This window comes from Paraburkholderia sp. UCT70 (assembly GCF_050434085.1).
In the GTDB taxonomy this organism is placed as follows: domain Bacteria; phylum Pseudomonadota; class Gammaproteobacteria; order Burkholderiales; family Burkholderiaceae; genus Paraburkholderia; species Paraburkholderia tuberum.
In genome coordinates this window covers 1,881,886-1,900,864 of sequence record NZ_JBNPVZ010000002.1, presented here as the reverse complement: position 1 = coordinate 1,900,864, position 18,979 = coordinate 1,881,886, and the positions used below count along the sequence as shown (strand labels likewise).

General features: G+C 65.9%; 10 protein-coding genes and 1 pseudogene. 3 read left to right on the top strand and 8 right to left on the bottom strand.

Features of this window, described 5'->3' with window-relative positions:
- The first annotated feature begins 128 nt into the window (after window positions 1-128).
- The 3 genes from OKW41_RS11055 to OKW41_RS11045 all read left to right on the top strand — a co-directional run bounded on the left by OKW41_RS11055 (window position 129) and on the right by OKW41_RS11045 (window position 2,823).
- Entirely contained in the window at window positions 129-1,574 is a 1,446-nt protein-coding gene (locus OKW41_RS11055) for a cytochrome-c peroxidase (protein WP_429572498.1), read from the top strand.
- Between the two features lie 99 nt (window positions 1,575-1,673).
- Window positions 1,674-2,360, top strand: a complete 687-nt coding sequence (locus tag OKW41_RS11050; protein WP_429572497.1) for an HAD family hydrolase — start codon at window positions 1,674-1,676, stop codon at window positions 2,358-2,360.
- A 208-nt stretch (window positions 2,361-2,568) separates the two neighbouring features.
- Window positions 2,569-2,823 (top strand): hypothetical protein, encoded by a 255-nt coding sequence (locus OKW41_RS11045; RefSeq protein WP_429572496.1) that lies wholly within the window; start codon window positions 2,569-2,571, stop codon window positions 2,821-2,823.
- A gap of 220 nt (window positions 2,824-3,043) precedes the next feature.
- Here the strand turns inward: OKW41_RS11045 and OKW41_RS11040 are convergent, their stop codons facing one another.
- The 8 genes and pseudogenes from OKW41_RS11040 to OKW41_RS11005 form a co-directional block, all read right to left on the bottom strand.
- On the bottom strand, window positions 3,044-4,474 hold the full coding sequence (locus OKW41_RS11040) for a mannose-1-phosphate guanylyltransferase/mannose-6-phosphate isomerase (RefSeq protein WP_429572495.1): 1,431 nt from the start codon (window positions 4,472-4,474) through the stop codon (window positions 3,044-3,046).
- Window positions 4,475-4,572: 98 nt separating this feature from the next.
- A complete protein-coding gene (locus tag OKW41_RS11035; protein ID WP_429572494.1) occupies window positions 4,573-5,283 on the bottom strand; it encodes a GNAT family N-acetyltransferase in 711 nt (236 codons plus the stop codon).
- A 28-nt stretch (window positions 5,284-5,311) separates the two neighbouring features.
- Window positions 5,312-6,649 (bottom strand): aminotransferase class I/II-fold pyridoxal phosphate-dependent enzyme, encoded by a 1,338-nt coding sequence (locus OKW41_RS11030; protein ID WP_429572493.1) that lies wholly within the window; start codon window positions 6,647-6,649, stop codon window positions 5,312-5,314.
- Between the two features lie 23 nt (window positions 6,650-6,672).
- A complete protein-coding gene (locus OKW41_RS11025) occupies window positions 6,673-7,587 on the bottom strand; it encodes a UDP-3-O-acyl N-acetylglycosamine deacetylase (RefSeq protein ID WP_429572492.1) in 915 nt (304 codons plus the stop codon).
- A pseudogene (locus OKW41_RS11020) lies at window positions 7,587-15,238 on the bottom strand (SDR family NAD(P)-dependent oxidoreductase). The gene OKW41_RS11025 and the pseudogene OKW41_RS11020 overlap by 1 nt, the downstream one beginning before the upstream one ends.
- Window positions 15,239-15,261: 23 nt before the next feature.
- A complete protein-coding gene (locus OKW41_RS11015; protein WP_429572491.1) occupies window positions 15,262-16,797 on the bottom strand; it encodes an LTA synthase family protein in 1,536 nt (511 codons plus the stop codon).
- The gene (locus OKW41_RS11010; protein WP_429572490.1) at window positions 16,798-17,583 is read right to left on the bottom strand and encodes an SDR family NAD(P)-dependent oxidoreductase; all 786 of its coding nucleotides are present in this window, start codon (window positions 17,581-17,583) and stop codon (window positions 16,798-16,800) included.
- Complete coding sequence (locus OKW41_RS11005) at window positions 17,576-18,784, bottom strand: capsule biosynthesis protein (RefSeq protein ID WP_429572489.1); 1,209 nt, start codon at window positions 18,782-18,784, stop codon at window positions 17,576-17,578. The genes OKW41_RS11010 and OKW41_RS11005 overlap by 8 nt, the downstream gene beginning before the upstream one ends.
- Window positions 18,785-18,979: the final 195 nt, after the last annotated feature.

Below are 18,979 nucleotides of genomic sequence, written 5' to 3'. Positions count from 1 at the left end.
GAGAAGTACGCGGTGTGACGTTCAGGGAACGGAGCTGTTGATGCCCGTCAATCAGTGATGACGTCGAGCCAGCCGGTACGGTGGCTCGACGTGCTTGTTTGCAGTTCAGCTTGACTACCGCTATCGCCATGAATCGTCGTTCGAACGCCACCTTGTCTTCGCAACTACCCACCGGAAGCGGCCCGTCCCCTCGCGCTGCGAGCAGCACGCGGCGTCGCCTGATCCTCCGGATAGTGCTGGGCATCGTGCTGCTGGGCGCCGCTCTGGTTGGCTACGCGCTGATCTATCCCGAGCGTATGCCCGCGGCGATCGGCGATACGGTCGAGAATCTGACGGGCCTCAACGCCCATCCGGTCAAGCTCCTGCGTCCCCCCGTCGCGCCCCTTAGCGCGGTCGCGGTACTCGGCAGGGACTTGTTCAATGATCCGTCGCTTTCGGCGTCGGGCAAACAGTCGTGCGCGTCGTGCCACAGCGCCGCGCACGCTTTCTCGCCTCCCAACGACCTGACGGTACAACCAGGCGGCCTTCACATGACGGAAGCGGGCTATCGGCCGGTGCCATCGCTCGCGTACCTGTATCGCCAGGCGCCGTTCAGCATCGGTCCCGATCAGGGCGATACCGACGCCGCACCGGTCAGCCTCGATACGCAGGCATCGGCCGCGCTAGGCGTGCAGCGCGCCCAGAAAACCGCGGGCGTTGCGCCTGCCGCGCCGGCTATGGTGCCGCAAGGGGGACTCTTCTGGGACGGCCGGGCAAGCACGCTGCAGGACCAGGCGCTTGGGCCGCTGACCAACCCGGTAGAGATGGCGAACCCCGATCTGGCTTCGGTTGCCGACAAGCTAAGCCACTCGAAGCACATCGATACGCTCAGACAACTTTTCGGTCCACACGTCGTCAACGATCCCGATCTGCTCGTGTCGGAAGCCATGTTCGCGATCGGTCGGTATGAATTCGAAGACCCGGCGTTCCATCCATTCTCGAGCAAATACGACGCCTGGCTCGAAGGACGTGCACGCCTCACGCAAGCCGAACTACGTGGCTTGCGTCTGTTCAACGACAAGGACAAGGCCAATTGCGCGGGTTGCCACCTGAGCCAGCCGACGTCGGACGGCCTTCCACCTCTTTTTACCGACACGCAGTATGAAGCGCTCGGCGTGCCGCGCAATCGCGAACTTGCGCAGAACAGGAATCCGAAGTTCTACGACATGGGCATTTGTGGGCCATTCCGGACCGACATGGCCAGGGAGACGCAGTATTGCGGCATGTTCCTGACGCCGACACTGCGCAATGCCGCCGAACGCAAGACGTTCTTTCACAATGGCGTTTATCACGACCTCAAGCAGGTGTTGGACTTTTACAACCTGCGCAATACGTCGCCGGACAGAATCTATCCGCGCGATGCGTCGGGCAAGGTGCAGAAGTACGACGATCTGCCGCCGCAATACCATGCGAACGTGGATGTCGCCGATGCGCCGTTCGACCGCAAGTTCGGCGACCAGCCCGCGATGACCGATCAAGACATCCAGGACATCATCGCGTTCATGAAGACGCTGAGCGACGGGTACAAGGACTGAGCAGCCGCGCTGGACGCCGCCGCTGCAGCTTCCAGGCCGCGGCACGCGGCCCGGTGCGGTATCCTTGCCGGTCCGCGACCTTATCCCTACCCATCCCCGATGGCCGATTTTCCTTTCGACGCCGTGCTCTTCGACTGCGACGGCGTGCTCGTCGATTCCGAACCCATCACGAACCGCGTGCTCACCGAGATGCTCGGCGAGCTCGGCTGGCATTTGAGCGTCGAAGAGACGATGCGCATTTTCGTCGGCAAGATGGTCAGGGACGAAGCCGCGTTGATCGAGGCGCGCACCGGCTTCGCGATCACGGCCGAGTGGCTGGCGCAGTTCCGTGCGCGTCGCAACGTGGCGCTCGACAATGAGTTGCGCGCGATCGACGGCGCGCCTTTCGCGGTCCGCGCGCTGCAGCAGAGGTTGAATGGACGCATCGCGGTGGCGTCGGGCGCGGATCGCATCAAGATCGAATTGCAGCTCGTGAAGGCCGGCCTCCTCGACTGCTTCGATGGACGCATCTTCAGCGGCCACGAAACGCCGCGCAGCAAGCCGTTTCCCGACGTCTACCTCGCCGCGGCCGCGGCACTCGGCGTCGAGCCGACACGCTGTGCGGTCATCGAGGATACGGTGACGGGCGCGACCGCGGGCGTCGCGGCCGGCGCGACGGTATTCGGCTATTGCCCGACGCACCTCGGCCATAGCAGCGCGACCGCGTTGCATGGCGTGGGCGCGGTGCACGTGTTCAGGGAGATGGCTGCGCTACCGGCGTTGCTCGCGGGATGGGGCACGCGCTGATCGACCGACGTGTTGGCGGTTGAACGACACCGGCTTGCCGCAAGTTGGCCAACGCCGATCAGTTTTCGACTGCGCAGATACGGTCGATCAGCGCTCGAGCCAGCACAGACGTTGAATCCCGCCGCATGGCATGGTGCGTGCAGCTGGAACGCCCGAGCGTAAAGCATTTGCGCGCTCTATGCCCATCCAACGTTGCCGGAGATTCATCATGTCGAACTTGACCCTTGCCGACCTGTCGCGCTGCGACGACCTCGACCACGCAGTTGCACAGTCCGTGCGCGGCGGCCACTCGTGTTTCCCGCACGAATACCCGCCTTCGTGTTACGGCGAAAAACCGCCGGTTCGCGGCCCGTCGTACTACAACCCGCCCTCCTACAATCCCTGCCCGCCCGTGCATTACGGCTGCGGGCCGGTCTACACCCCGGTCTGCCATCCGGAGCCGGGCAAAATCGTGCCGCTGTAAGCACGAGGCCCAGCGCCGTTGCGTACGACGGCGCAATCACGCATGTGTTGCGGCCCGGGTTGGCGCGATCGGGCCGCATCGCGCGCTTCATGCTCTTATTCGAATGCCCCTTCGCGTGCGGTCAGTCGGATTCCGGATGCGCTCACGCAAATGAAAAAAGCCACCGGTTCTTCGACCGGTGGCCTTTGAAACACGTCGCCGAGGCTAAACGTCGACGGCGTTAAACCTTCGCCACACGCCCGTACGTATCCTCGAACCGTACGATGTCATCCTCGCCGAGATACGCGCCCGACTGCACCTCGATCAACTCGAGCGGAATCTTGCCGGGGTTCAGCAGCCGGTGCGTGACACCGAGCGGGATGTAGGTCGACTGATTTTCGGTCAGCATGATTTCCTTGTCGCCGTTCGTCACGAGCGCGGTGCCCTTCACGACGATCCAGTGCTCCGCGCGATGATGATGCATCTGCAGACTCAGCTGCGCGCCCGGATTGACGACGATGCGTTTGACCTGGAAGCGCTCGCCGCTATCGATGCCTTCATACGACCCCCACGGCCGCACCACGCGACGATGCGTGACCGACTCGTGACGCCCCATCGCATTGAGCTGCGCGACGATCTTCTTCACGTCCTGCGCCTGATCGCGATGCGCGACCAGCACCGCGTCCGCGGTCTCGACGATCACGACGCTCTCGAGCCCGATCGCCGCCACGAGCCGATGCTCCGCGCGAATGTACGAGTTGCTCACCGCCTCGGTCAGCACGTCGCCGATCAGCGCGTTGTTCTGCGCATCTCGCTCGGCGATGTCGGCGAGCGCGGTCCACGAACCGATGTCGTTCCAGCCAAGATCGGCGACCGCGACGACGGCCGCGCGCTGGGTCTTCTCCATCACCGCGTGGTCGACGGAAATGTTCGGGCTGGCCGCGAACGCCTTGGCATCGAGACGCACGAAATCGTAGTCCTGCTGCGCGTTCTGCAGCGACAGCTCGGCCTGACGCGCGATCTCCGGCTCGTAGCGGCGCAGTTCGTCCATATAGGTCGACGCCTTCAGCATGAACATGCCGCTATTCCAGTAGTAGCGGCCCTCGTCGATGAAGCGCCGAGCGGTCGCGGCATCGGGCTTCTCGACGAACGAGTCGACCGCGAACGTCTGCGTGCCGTCGATCAGCGCCGCGCCCGCGTGGATGTAACCATAGCCGGTATGCGGCTCGGTCGGCGCGATGCCGAACGTGACCAGACGCTCGTCCTTCGCGATCTGCGCCGCCGCTTCGACTGCCCTGACGAAGGCGGCCTCGCCCGCGATCACATGATCGGACGGCAGCACGAGCAGCAACGCGTCGGGGGTGTCGCGCAATGCGAGCAGCGCGGCCACGGCGATGGCCGGCGCCGTGTTGCGGCTTGCCGGTTCCAGCACGATGCTTGCCGACCCGACGTCGACCTGGCGCAGTTGCTCGGCGACGAGAAAACGCTGCTCGTTGTTCGTGACGACGATCGGCGCGGTCACACTATCGATGCCACGCAGCCGCAACGCGGTTTGCTGGACGAGCGTGTGTTCGCCGGTCAGTGCCAGGTACTGCTTCGGGTAGCCGCCGCGCGACATCGGCCACAGTCTCGTGCCGCTGCCGCCGCAAAGAACTACGGGATGAATGTGCATTTCTTCAGGTCCTCGTTTGTGTTTTATCAATCGACTGTATCGCGCGTTTGCCGCGCGTGCGTCGTATGTTTCGGCCGTCTTTTTGCGTCCGCCCCCGTTTATGCCTTCCCAACCCACTCCATCCGCACCGATTCGAGCTCGCGCGGCAGGCGCGCGGAAACCAGCGCCCGGCGAGGCAATTCGACGAACCCAAGACGCCGGTACAGCGCGTATGCGCGCTTGTTGCTGACCAGCACGTCGAGTACGAGTTGCCGCCGATCGTGTTCGCCGCGCGCCGCGCGAGCCCGCACACTCATCAGCTCCGCCGAGCGCATCGCATCCGCAAAGAGCGTGCTGAAAACACCCGTGCCGCGCAGGCGCTCATGCGTCGCGCAGTGAGCAATCAGCGTCTGCGACGATTTCGGCGCAGGCAATTCGCTTTCGAGCACGAGGCCGCGCAACAGCATGCGAACCGTGCGGCGCACGCCGAAGAACAGCAGCAGCATCAGCGCGACATGCGGATCGTCGAACCATGTGCTGCGTCCGTCATGGAGCGCTAGCACTGCGACCGGCTGGTCGCCTTCAGTCACGGCCACACGGTGGCGTCGATACGAAAAGCGCCCGAGCTTCGATGCAAACGCAAACGCGAGAAACTCGGTGCACGCATCGGCTGGCTCGCCGAGAAAGAAACCGAATTCGCGCACGCCCGATGCGAAGATCAGCGGCGCGCACGCTTCGGCATCGCCGGCGCGCGCGGCGCGACAGCGCAGCGCGGGCGGTTCGTATTCGCGATCTGGCGAGTCCGCGCGCGCGGGATCTACGGCATACATGACAGGCTGCCCCGTGTTTGCGGTGTGGTTAGCGAGCGATGCGCCTGAGCGCGACGATCGTGCGGCTGATCTGTTCGGGTTCATGCGTCGAGCAGATGAAAAAGCGCAGGCGCGCCGCCTTTTCCTCGACGGCCGGGTAGAAGATCGGCTGCACGTTGATGCCTTCGGCGAACATCGCGTTCGCCCATTGCGCGGCCTTCAGCGTGCTGCCGGAAATGATCGGCACGACTGCATACCCCGCGCTCTTGCCGGTATCGAGACCGGCGGCACGCGCCTCGTCGATGAACTGCCGCCCGCGTGCGCGCAAGCGCGCGACCCGCTCGGGTTCGGCGATCAGACGCTCGAGCGCCGCGAGCGACGCCGCCGCCAGCGCAGGCGCGAGCCCCACGCTGTACAGGAAGCCCGGCGCGAGATGCCGCAGGATATCGATCAACGCCTGGGTGCCGGCGATAAACCCGCCGCAACCGGCCAGCGTTTTGCTGAGCGTGCCCATCCAGATATCGACGTCGCCGCTCGCGACGCCGCAATGCTCGCGCACGCCCTCGCCGCGCTCACCGAGCACCCCGAGCGAATGTGCCTCGTCGACCATCAGGAACGCCGCATGACGGCGCTTGATGTCGACGAATTGCGCGAGATCGGGAATGTCGCCGTCCATGCTGTACAGGCCTTCGATCGCAATCAGTACGCGCCGGTAGTCGTGCCGCACGCGCGCGAGCAGTGCGTTGAGCGCCTGCCAGTCGTTGTGCGCAAAGCTCAGCCGTTTGGCGCCGCTCAATTGCGCGCCCTGCACGATGCTGTTATGGGCGAGCGAGTCGTGCACGATCAGGTCGCCAGGACCGAACAGCGAGCCGATCACGGTCACATTGGTCGCGTGGCCGCTGACGAACACGACACAATCGTCGACCTCGTAGAACGACGCGAGCGCCGTTTCGAGTTCGCGCTGCACGGGTCGCTCGCCCGCCACCATGCGGCTCGCGGACGCCGACGTGCCATAGCGGTCGATCGCCTCTTTCGACCGCGCACATACGTACGGATCGCCGGCCAGACCAAGATAGTTGTAGTTCGCGTAGTTCAGATACTCGGCGCCGCCGATGCGCGTCGTCGCGCCGGCTACGCCTTCATGCACGCGAAAAAACGGTGACTGCACCTGCAGCTTGTCACCCATCTGTCGCAAGATCTCGACCTGCTGATAACCCGGCATGCTTTCGAAGCTGCACAGCTCTGCGCGCGCGGCGTCCTGCGCCGCGCGAGTGCCGTTCGACGCGAGCGGCGCGCCTGGCTCGCGCGCCTCGTCGGACACGCGCTCCAGCTGCCTCATCAACGCCTTCGCGGCGAGTTGCTGGCGAAGGTGATCACCCAGTCCCATAGTGTTTGGCTAATCCTGTACGTTCAGCTCGCGAATTCCGCCCATTCCCACGCGTCGCGATCCGCGAGCAGCGCGGCGACGAGCCGGTAGTTCATTTCGTGACTCGGCCGCAACGCGCTCACGCGGCCCAGCAATGGCGCGCCGGCCATCGCCATGTCGCCGACCAGATCGAGCACGCGGTGCCGCACGAACTCGTCGGGCACGCGCATGCCGCCGAGCACCCGATTGCCGACGATCGCCGCCGTGCACGACAGGCGCGCGCCGCGCAGAATAGGCGTGCCGCGCACGTAGCCCGCCGCGATCGCCGGGATCGCCCACTTGACGCGTCCATACGAGCGCGACGGCGCGATCTCGCTGGCAAAGCTCTCCGGCGTCAGCGCGCCGTCCCAGCGCAATTCGCCGAAGCCCTTCAGATCGTTGCGCACACTCAATTCATAGGCGGCTGCCGGTTCGATCGACATGCTGCGCTCGTCGCGCGTGCCGGCGCCGTCGGCAATCTTCACGGGCCGCAGCACGCGAATGAAGCGCTTCGCATGCGGTAGCGCGAGGCGTCCGCACGCGCGAATCTCGTCGAGCCAAGGTTGCGCGCTGCCGTCGAGAATCGGTACCTCCTCGGCATCGAGCTCGATCGTCGCGCGATCGATTTCGCACGTTAGCAGCGAAGCCAGCAGATGCTCGACCGTGCGCACGCGCACACCATCGGCCGATTCGAGCATCGTGCACAGCGGTTGCCCGCGCCGCAACGCGGGGTTCACCGCGAATTCGGCCAGCGCGCGACCCTGCTGCATGCGCCTGAACACGATGCCGCGCGAACTGTTCGCCGTGCCCGGCAGGATCCGCACGTTCACGCGCCGGCCCGTGTGCAAGCCGTGACCGCTCACCGTCAGCACGCGTGCGAGCGTCCCCTCTCGATGACTCCAGCCCGCGGGCGCGCGCATTAGACGGGCTCCGTCGCGCACGACTGAGCGGACAGCGCATCCGCCACATCGGCCAGCGCGCTGGCACCCACATCGAGCGCATGTTGCGCGGCAACTGCCGCGACCTGCGCCGCCATCTGCGCGGCGGCGCCGTTCGGCTCGGCAGCCTCATCCTGCGTCTGGATCGACTCGACGATCCGTTGCGCGAGCGAATGCACGGTCGCGCCCTCGGCCATCGTCATGATCGACAGCTTGACCTCGAAGCGCTCTTCGACGGCCATGCCGAGTTCCATGCCCATCAGCGAATCCATGCCCATGTCGAGAATCGAGCGGCCGGTTTCGATCTTCTCCGGCGACATGTGCAGAATGCGCGCGATCTGCGCCTGCAGCGTCTCCTCGACCAATCGCCGCGCATCGTCGAACGCCATCGCCGCGATCTGCTCGCGCATCTGCACGCTGCCCTGAGGCGCCGGTTCGTGACTGCCACGCGTCTGCAGCTCGGTATAGCGATGCGCGCGCGCCGCCGGCATGCCGAGCGCAAGGGCGTGCCAATCGAGCCGCACCACCGCCTCGCCCGCATGCATCGCGACGAGTGCGCGTTCGAGCGCGGCCATCGCTTCGGCCGAGTTGATCGACACGCCGCCGATCCGCGCCTGCAGCGCTTCACGTGTTTCCGCGTTGCGCGCGAGGAAGCCGACGTCGTCGAGCGGGCCCCATGCCATGCAGGTGCCCGGCAAACCGGCCGCGCGCCGCTGCGCGATCAGCGCTTCGAGGAAGCTGTTCGCCGCGACGTAGCTCGACTGCCCCGGATTGCCGAGGAAGGTCGTCGCCGACGAATAGACCACGAAGAAATCGAGCGGCAGCTCACGCGTCGCGCGATGCAGGTTCCACGCGCCCGCCACCTTCGGCGCGAGCACGGCGGCAAAGCGCTCGTCGTCGAGATTGCGCACGAGACCGTCGTCGATCACCATCGCCGAATGCAGCACGCCCTTCAACGGTGTGCCGCGTTGTGCGAGGTCGGCAAGCAACGCATCGAGCGCGGCCGCGTCGGTCACGTCGCAGGCGACCGTGCGTACTTGCGCGCCGCTGCTTGCGCGCCAGCGCGCGATTTCTTCGGCCAGTTCGGGCGCGAGCGTGCCCGAGCGGCTCGCGAGCACGAGATGACGCGCGCCGCGCGACATCATCCAGCGAGCGGTCGCAAAGCCGAGCCCGCCGGTGCCGCCGACGACCAGATACGCGGCCGCGGGGTCGAGTTGCAGCGTGGCATCAACCTGCGCCGATCTCGCCGGGCTCGGCGTGCCCGCCGGATACGTGACGAGAATCTTGCCGATCTGCCGCGCCTGCTGCATATGGCGGAACGCTTCCTCGACGCGCTCGGCCGGGAACGCGCGATACGGCAGCGGATGCAGCACGCCGTCCGCGAAAAGCCGCATCACGTCTTCGAACAGACGCGCGGTCAGCCCCGGCAACGCGCTCATCAACTGGTCCGCATCGATGCCGAAATAGCTGATGTTGTTACGGAACGGCCGCAAACCGATGCGGCTGTTTTCATAGAAATCGCGCTTGCCGAGTTCGAGGAAACGACCGAACGGACGCAGCGTGTCGATGCTGCGCACCATCGCTTCGCCGGCCAGCGAATTGAGCACGATGTCGATGCCGGCGCCTTGCGTGCGCTCGCGGATTTGATCGGCGAATGCGAGGCTGCGCGAATCGAACACATGATCGGCGCCGAGCAGACGCACGAACTCGCGCTTCTCGCGGCTGCCCGCGGTCGCGAACACTTCCGCGCCGAGATGCCGCGCGAGCTGGATCGCCGCGATCCCGACGCCGCCCGCCGCGCCGTGCACGAGCACCCGTTCGCCACGGCGCAGACGCGCGAGCTCGCACAGCGCGTAGTACGCGGTGAAGAACGTCGTCGGCACGGTCGCCGCTTCCTCGAACGTCAGACGCGCGGGCTTGTGCGCAATCGCTTCCGCTTTCGTGCGCACTCGGCTCGCGAACGACGCCGGCGCGAAGCCAAGCACCGCATCGCCCGCCGCGAAACGCTGCACGTCGCGGCCGACGCGTACGACGCGCCCGGACAGCTCCATGCCGACCGTCGCGCCCGCGAAGCCGTTTTCGACGGCCTCGTCGGACAGCAGGCCCATCGCGTACATCACGTCGCGGAAATTGAGGCCCGTCGCGGCCGGTTCGATCTCGACCTCATCCGCAGCGAGCTCGCTCTGCGGCAGCGGGAACCATTCGAGGTTGCGCAACGAACCCGGCGACGCGAAACCGAGCACTGCCGCTTCATTGCGCGCACGCAGCGGCTCGGCCACGATGTGTCGCGCAGCGCCGCGTTCGGGGTGGGCAGCATACGCGTCACGTAGCGGCCTCGCGGCGTCAGCAGCACTTCTTCCTCGCCGTCGGACGCAAGCAGTTCGCGCGCGAGCAGCGCGCCCGCGTCCGCTTGCGTCGCGCACACATCGATCAGACGGCACGATAGTTCGGGATGCTCGTTGGCCAGCACGCGCACGAGCCCCCACAGCGCGCCCTGCTCGGGACGCAGAGACGCGGCATCCACGAACGGCGTCGCGACCGGCGCGCCGCCACGCGTGACGATCCACAGTTGCGGGCGCATTTCGTTCGACGCCACCGCGAGGTCGCGCACGAGCTGTGCGAGCGCGAGCGTGGTCTGCCGCTGCGCGTGCATCACTTCGGCGCCGTCCGCGTCGGCGGACAACGGCTGATCGGGCGCAACGAATACCACGTGATGCGCAATGTGCTGCCCACCCCCGGCCGGCGCGGCCAGCTTGCTCATATCGTGACGCAATGCCTGAAGCGTCGTGCTCGACGTCGTGTGGCCGGCGGCTCGCAGCGCTGTGCTCAGCGTGTCGTCGATCGCGTCGGACGTCGCGTACAGCAACGACCAATGCGCAGGCGACGTGTTCGCCTGAGTCGCGCCCGCCGCATCGTTCCCAGCCACTTCAAGCGGCGCCCGCGCTACCAGCAGCGTCGGCGCGCCTTCGAGATCGAGCCCCTGCTCCGTATGGCGCGCGACCTGTTCAAAGCAAGCCTGTTCGAGCAGTTGCGTCAGCGCCTGCGGCGACAGCCACGCCGCGCGGCGCGCGTTGGCATGCGCGGCGTCCGCGTCGAGATCGAACACCAGATCCGCGAAACGGCTGTTGCGCGGTTCCGCGATCACGACCAGCGCGCCCGGCGCGAGCCAGCCGCGTAACGCGGCGAGCAATGCGCGTGGCTCGCTTTGCGCAGCGAGCACGTGACTCGCGACTACGACGTCGTAGCGTTCGCTCGCGTCGACGCCAGCGAGGCGCGGCGCATCGCCGAATTCGACAGTCGCGATATGGAGCGACGGATGCTCAGTCGTGTCGAAGCCGCTCAACTGCTCGCGCGTTCCAGCGATCGTGTAATCGCAACGCGAGACCGGCACGTGGATCGCGAGCGGTTGCAGCACGTCGGTGAGCGGCGAATCGAGTTCGAGCACGCGCAGACGGCGCGGCTCACTCCAGCTTTCGATCGCGCGATGCAGACACGCACCGCTCAGCGCATTGGCGTGCGTCCACGTCGGCGACGCTTCGAAGAAATGCTCGACGAGGCTGCTGCGCGACGGCGGCAGAATCTGCGCGCCACTCAATTCGCCGCGCAGCACGGCAGGCAACGCCGCGCCGCAATGCGCGAGCAGCGTCAGTTCCGCCACATGCGCAGGCGATTGCGCGAGCAGTTCGCGCCACAGCTCGTCGATGGCGGGCAGGTTCGCGCAGGCGTTGTCGTCGCGCACGAGGCGGGTGCCCTCGCGACGCGCGAGACCATCTTCGACGACGATCTGCACGAGCCGCGCAAGCAACGCCGGATGCGCGCAATCGGGCAGCGCCGGCTGCGCGAACACGTCGAGCGCATCGAGCGCCTGCAACGCGTACGCGCCGGCAAGCACATCGAGCAGCGGCAGCATCTCGGTCAGATGCGTGTGCCGGCGCGCTTCGTCTTCCTGCACGGCGAGCGCGCTCGCCGCATCGGCCAGCAACGCGGCGGCCGTGGGCAACGCGTGCGCGTTGACATCGGCGGCGAGCGGCTTCGCTTCGACGATATACGTATAGCGTCCAGGTGCCTGCTGGCGCCGGCTCAGCAGATCGACGCGACGGAACCGGCAGGCGCTCAGACGCGCGACGACCGCGCCCCGCGCGTCGGCGAATTCGAACGATGCGACGACCGAATGCGGGCTGCGCCGCTCGATGCGAGCGAGCACATAGCGGATCGCGTCGCCGCGCAGATAGTCGATGCGGCCAAGTTGCACCGGCACGTAAGCCGCATGCTCGATCTCGCCATGCCGCGGCGAAGCGAGCAGCGCAAACAGCGGATGAAAACCGCTGTCCATCAGCGCGGGATGCAATGCGTAGGCGTTCGCGGCGTCGGCGGACTGCGCGAGCGCCGCGGGCATGTCCACTTCGGCAAGCGCCATGCCGGCGTTTGCGTCGACGTGGACCGCTCGCACCCAACGGAACGCGGGTCCGTAGTTCAGGCCGATCGCGGCGGTGTTCGCGTACAGCGTGTCGCCCGGCATCGCGGGCTGCGCGAGCAGGCTAGTCAGATCGAGAAGCGGCAAGTTGGCCGCCGCGTCGCCGAGCGCGCACCCGCTCGCGAGCAAACGGCCGGTCACGTTCAGCGACCACGCTTCGTCCGACATGCGATCGCGCGTTTCGATCGTGAAGTTCGCGGTCCGCACGTCGACGGTGAAGCGGAACAGCTTCGAATGCTGCGGCTGGAATACGACAGGCAAACGGATTTCGACGTTCTCGACCGCGCAGCTCGCGGTGCCGAAATGCACGCGCGCGGCGGCCAGTGCCATCTCGACGTAGCCGGCGCCCGGAAACGCCGCGCCACCATCGACGACGTGGTCGGCCAGCATCGGCAGCCCCGCCGGGTCGAGCTGGTTTTCCCACGCGAGCGCATGCTCGTGGAGACGATAGCCGAGCAGCGGATGCTCGCGGCGGCGGTACACGAGGTTGTAGGCCTCGGCGGTCGGGCCGAGCCAATGGCGTTCGTGCTGCCACGGATACGACGGCAGCGCGACACGCTGGCTCAACAACGCACGCGGCGCGAAACGATCGACGTCGACGCTCGCGCCGTTTGCGATCATCGCGTGGAGCGCGTGATGCAGCGTCTCCGCGTTGTCGTGATTGCGCTTGAGCGTCGGCAGCGAGCGGCCCGCGATGCGCGCGTCGTCGAGCGTTTGCGTCACGTAGGTGCGCAGAATCGAATGCGGGCCGATTTCGAGGAACAGACGCACGCCGTTCTGCGCGATGCGCGCGATCGCGTCGCCAAAGCGCACCGGCTCGCGGATATTGCGCCACCAGTAGCGCGCGTCGAGTTCGGTGCCCGCCAGTTCGTCGCCCGTCACCGTCGATACGAAGCCGCGGGTGGTCTCACCCGGCGCGAGGTTTGCGAGACCCACGAGGACGTCCAGCTCGATCGGGTCCATCTGACAGCTGTGGAATGCGTAGTCGAGGTCGAGCATCTGGAAGAAACGACCGCTCGCCTTGACGGCCGCTTCGAGCGTTTGCAGCGCGTCGAGCGGACCGGCGAGCGTGACCGCCTGCGGACTGTTGACGCCAGCAACTTCCACCGTCGCGTCGAGATCGTGTTGCGCGATCGACGCGCGGATCGCCGCTTCGCCGAGACCGGCGGCCGCCATGCGGCCGGTGCCGCGCGTTTTCGCCTGCGCGCGGCTGCGGGTCTTGATGACGCGCACGGCCTGCGCGAGCGTCAATGCGCCCGACGCCCACGCCGCCGCGACTTCGCCGACGCTGTGGCCGACGCACACGTCATATGTGACCCCACGCGCTTCGAGCACGCGCACCACACCGACCTGGATCGCGAACAGCAGCGGCTGCGAATGCTCGGTGGCCGCGAGAGTCTCGGCACTCACGCCTTCGCGCAACATGTCGAGCAGCGAGGCGCTGCCGTCGGCGCGCCACAATGTGTCGATCTCTTCGAGCGCGGCGCTGAACACCGGCTCCTGTTGGAGCAACTGCTTGCCCATGCCGGCCCACTGCGAACCGTTGCCGGAGAACACCAGCGCGAGACGGCCATCGTCGGCCGGTGCTTCGCCTTTCACTAGCGCCATGCCCGCGTGCTCTTGCACCGACGTGGCCAGCTCGACGAGTGCCGCGCGCGCTTCGGCGAGCGTCGACGGTGCGACGATCGCGCGATGCTTGAGCCATTGCCGGCGATGCGCGGCATTCGCAGCCAACAGATTCCACGACGCGCCTTGATCGAGCGATGCCAGATAGCGCGCCGCGAGGTTCGGCAATGCGGCCGCGGCGCGCGTCGATAGCACGAGCGGCGTGAGCGGCGTGGTTACGTCACCGCTTTCGGGGCGCGGCGTTTTGGCGAGGCTAGAAACCTGCGCCTCGCGCAGCACGACGTGCGCATTCGTGCCGCCGAAACCGAACGAGTTGACGCCGACCACGAGCGGCGCGTCGGCGCCATCGGGCGATTCGAGCGGCGTCAGACGATCGACGACACGCAGCCGGCCGCCGACGAAATCGATCGCCGGATTCGGCGTTTCGAAATGCAGCGTTTTCGGCACCGCGCGGTGCTTCAGGCACAGGATCGCCTTGATCAGTCCGGCCATGCCCGACGCCGTTTCGAGGTGACCGACGTTGGTCTTCACCGAACCGATCAGCAGCGGCCGATCGACGGGGCGCCCCGCCGACGCGACGCTCATCAACGCGCGCGCCTCGATCGGATCGCCGACGGCGGTCCCGGTCCCATGTGCTTCGACATAAGCGAGCGAGCGCGGATCGACGCCCGCGCGTTGATAGACCGTGCGCAGCAGCGCGGCCTGAGTCGCCGCGCCCGGAACGCTGATGCCGCCCTGCGAGTAACCGTCCGAGTTCACGCCCGTACCCGCGATGACGGCATGAATCGTGTCGCCGTCGGCGAGCGCGCGCTCCAACGTTTTCAGCATCACGAGCGCGCCGCCTTCCGAACGGACGTAGCCGTCGCCGGTCGCGTCGAACGCACGGCAGCGGCCGCGCGGCGACAGCATCGACGCCTTCGAGAACGTCACGAAGCCGAACGGATGCAGCAGCAGATTGACGCCGCCCGCGAGCGCCACTTCGGCGTCGCCTGCCTGCAGCGCCTGACACGCCTGGTGCAACGCGACCAGCGACGACGAGCACGCGGTATCGACCGATACGCTCGGCCCACGCAGGTCGAACAGATACGACAGACGGTTCGACGCGATGCTGAGCGTGTTGCCGGTCGCCGAATACGGGTCGACCGCGTTCAGGTCGTCGACGAAACGATTGCCGTAGTCCGGGCTCGCGACACCGACATAGACCGCGCAGTTGCTGCCTTCCATGTCGCGCGGGCGTACGCCCGCGTCCTCGAAGGTTTCCCACGCGAGTTCGAGCAACAGACGCTGCTGCGGATCCATCTGCTGCGCTTCGCGCGGCGAGATGCCGAAGAACGACGCGTCGAAACCGGCGACGTCGTCGAGCACGCCCGCGGAGAACGTATAGCTCTTGCCCGCTTCGCGCTTCGACGGATGCTGGTAAAACTCCGTGCCGAAACGGTCGGCCGGCACTTGCGTGACCGCGTCTTTTTCATCGCGAAGCAACGCCCAGAAATCTTCCGGGTTCTCAACATGGCCGGGAAAGCGGCAGGCCATCCCCACAATCGCAATCTGTTTCGTCATTGTTCTTCTGTTCGGTGCAGCGTGCGCGTCGGCGTCTCACGCGATACGGCCGGCGCGAGCGCTTCTACGAGGGCGACGCCAAGTTGCGCGGCGTAAAGATCTGTTCGGATGGCAGGCGCATCACCATAGTTGCGCCAGATGAAGTAGTTGCTGTGTGCGGGTTCGTTGTCGAATTGCGCGTACACGTGCGAAAGCGCCGGCACGTGATCGCCATAAAAACACAGCACCGTGTCGCGGCGCCGCGCGCGCAGCGCGGCGAGCAGGCGGCCGAGCATCGCATCGGCGTTTGACAGATGCCGCAGATAAGCGGTCAGGTCGCGCCATTGCTCGTCGTCGCCGAGCGAATGGAAAGCGGCGGCCTCGCCGGGTCGAACAGTTTCCAGATGCAGCGGGCCGTGGTTTTCCATCGTCATCGAGAAGATGAACGCGGGCTTCTCGCGCGGTTCGTCGAGCGCTTCGATGATCGCGCCCGCGACCGCCATATCGGCGACGTACGGGCCAGCGCGTGGCGCGTCCGCGAATGCCTCGATGTCGACGAAGCGGTCGATCTGCAAATGTTTGAAGGCGCGCTCGCGGCCGAAGAAATCGGCGTAGTACGGGTGAATCGCGAGCGTCTGATAGCCGCCGCGCTTGAACCACGATGCGAGCGACGCGCACGCGCGCCGTACAAAAACGTACGGGTAGAAGCGCGCATAACCGAGTTGCGTTTGGTCGATGCCCGTCAGCACCGAGAACTCCGTGCGCATCGTGTTCGCGCCCCACGCGGGCACCGTCAGCTCGCCATGCTGGACCGACTCACGGCGCGCGAGATCGAAGTTGCGCAGGATCGACGGATCGATCGAGATGGACAGGCGCCGCGCGTCGAAGAAGGACTCGCTCTGGATCAGGACCACGTCGGGCATCGTGTGCGGCTTGCCGGTCGCATACGGACCGGCGGCGAGCGCGGCGCGCAATCGACGCACAGTCGCCGGGCGCATGCCGTTCAGCAGATACGCGATGAAAACCGTGAAAAAACCGTGGCGTTGCTGATCGTCGACGGCGCGCAGTGTTAGCGGCAGCCGCGCGGCGCAAGCGTAGGCGGCCGCGAGCGATGCGTACGCGGCGAGCAAAAGCGCGGCGATAGGCCGATGCGCCACGGGCGTGTCTGCGACAAACGCCGCGACGACCACGACGATGCCAAGCACGATCGCGATGACGGTGCCCACGCTCAGGAACGGCAGATAAAGACGCGGATGCGCGAATAGCTGGCTGAAGAGACTCAGGTCGGTGAACACGAATGGCTCGCGCAGCGACGCGTATTTCGCGTTGCTGACGCCTGCCAATAATGCGACCAGTGCGATCGCGACGAAGGCGGAAAAGCGCACGCGCCCGGTGATCAGCAACACGCATGCGCAGAGGAACACAATCGCCGCGACGTGCAACGCGAACGCCAACGGCGAGCGACGCAGCGACGCGCGCGGCTGCGCGAGTGCTTCCGGCAGAAACGCAAGGCCGGCAGCGGCCGCGAAACTGAGCGCGAGCGTCGCGTTCACTCAGTGCTCCTCGCGCGGAAGATACGACAGGCCACCGAGAATTGCGTCGGCGAGGACGGCGGGCAGCAACGGCAAGAGCCGCATGCCGAACGCGAGCAGGCTCGGGAACGCGATTTCGGCGCGGCCTGCTTTGAGCTTGCGCTGGATGTGTTCCGCCGCTTTGTCCGCGGACCAGAGGAACGGCTTGTCACCGGGGAACACGTCGCTCATTGCGGTCTTCACGAAGCCCGGCAGAACGATCGACATGCGAATGCCGTCGCGCGACAGGATCGGACGGACTGAATCGCCGTAGGCCTTGATCGCCGCTTTGCTCGCGCAATAAGCGGGCGAAATTGCCATGCCGCGCAACGCGGCGAGCGAGCTGATCAGCGCTACGTGGCCGTGTTTGCGCGCGCGCATGCGGGCGATGACCGGGAGCGCCGCGTGCATTGCGCCGTAGAAGTTGGTGTCGACGATCGCAGCCGTGCGCTCCTGGTCTTCCCAGTCGCTTGCGGATGCGAGCGTGCTGGCGGCGCCGGCGTTAGCGACAAGCAGATCGATTGGATGTGCGTCGTCGAATTCTTGCAACCAGGCTTGCATGCCTTGCGCGTCGCGCACGTCGATCAGGGCGGTCTGCACGCTTGCGCCTTTTGCGCGGCAGGCTTGCGCCGACGCTTCGAGGCGCTCGGCGTCGCGGCCTATCAGGCCGAGCACTACGCCAGGCGCCGAGTAAGCCAGCGCGAGCGCGCGGCCGAGCCCCGCGCTCGCGCCGGTGATGACGATGTGGCGCGGGGCGGCGTTACGCATGCGCGCCCGCCTCGAGGCGTTGCACCGCGCCGGCTGTGGCCATCGCAATGCCGGTGCGCGTGTAGAAGTCGCCGTTGATCTGGGTGTGGTGGACGACGTAGTCGAGGAAGGCTTGGTACAGATTCATGTCCGGCGGCTCGCCGTGCTGCCAGAAGTCGTCGAGCGAGCCCTGCCAGGTGAGGCCCGGCATGCTGTAGATCGCCGTGCCCAACGCGACCAACGGACGACGGTGATGCAGCGCCGACAAGCCGACTGTGCTGTTCACCACGACGGCGCCGCGTGCGTGGTCGAGCAGCGTCGGCAGATGGCCTGCGTCGATGAAACGCATGCGCTCGGCGATGCCAAGCTCGCGCGCGAGTTGCTCAGCGTGACGGCGGTAGTCGATCAGGCCGGTGTCGAGCGGATGGTTCTTGATCACGAGCCAACTGTCGGCCGGCGCGTGATGCGCGAACGACGTCAGTACTTTTGCGATTGCTTCGCGCACGCTGTCGAACGGCGAATGGACGACGATCTGCGCGTCCGAATTCAGTTGCAGCGGAAAGATGTAATACGCGCGACCGGCATCGCGTAGGTCGCGAGTGACTGTGTCGGAATCGTGATGGTGTTTGCGTTGGCGCAATGCGCGCGCGGCTAGTCCCGAGTATTCAAAGAAACCGTTTCTCGGACGATGGCTTCGGTAGTGCGGAAATCGCAACGCGAATAGCGTGTTGGCGCTGCGATAACGCATGTCGTGAAAAGCGCGCTCGTAAAGGTTATAGCCAGTGGGATGACCGACGGGGCTGGGCGGCGTGAAACGGCGTTGGTCGAGATACCAGGCGGGATCGCGCGGTAATTGCGAGCGACCGTTTACGCCGTGTTTTTCCAGCGTCAGCCAATGCGGGCGGACGTAGCCTTCTTCGAAAACGTGGACGCGCAGGCCGTGGGTTTTTGCAATAGGGTGTACCGGGCGATGTATTTCGCGACAGTCACCGAACATTAGTACGTCGGTAAAGCTGCCGGCGTTCACCTTATTGGAATACCAATCGGATAATTCGCCTGGCTGTGCGCGAAAATTCCATGCATCACTATTGCAAGCGTATGACAGATCACCGCCGCAGAAATTAACACGACGTACGGTGTGGCCGCGCTCGCGCAGTGCTGTGGCAAGTCGGCTAAAGAACGGAGAAGCCGTGCCTTGCAGGGCGAGGAAAGAGCGGTGCATGTGAGTACGTCTTATGGCAGGTCGAGCATTACCGATAGAACACATAGACATACGTGCGTCTTCGGCCCCCGGCGACCTTGGTATCGTTTGAATTGTGCGACTGGTCTTAAGCAAGGAGCGAAGAATACAACATTACGAGGCGAAAAATAACTCGCAACACGAAAAATTAGGAAAATTGTTGAAAGGACACGAAGT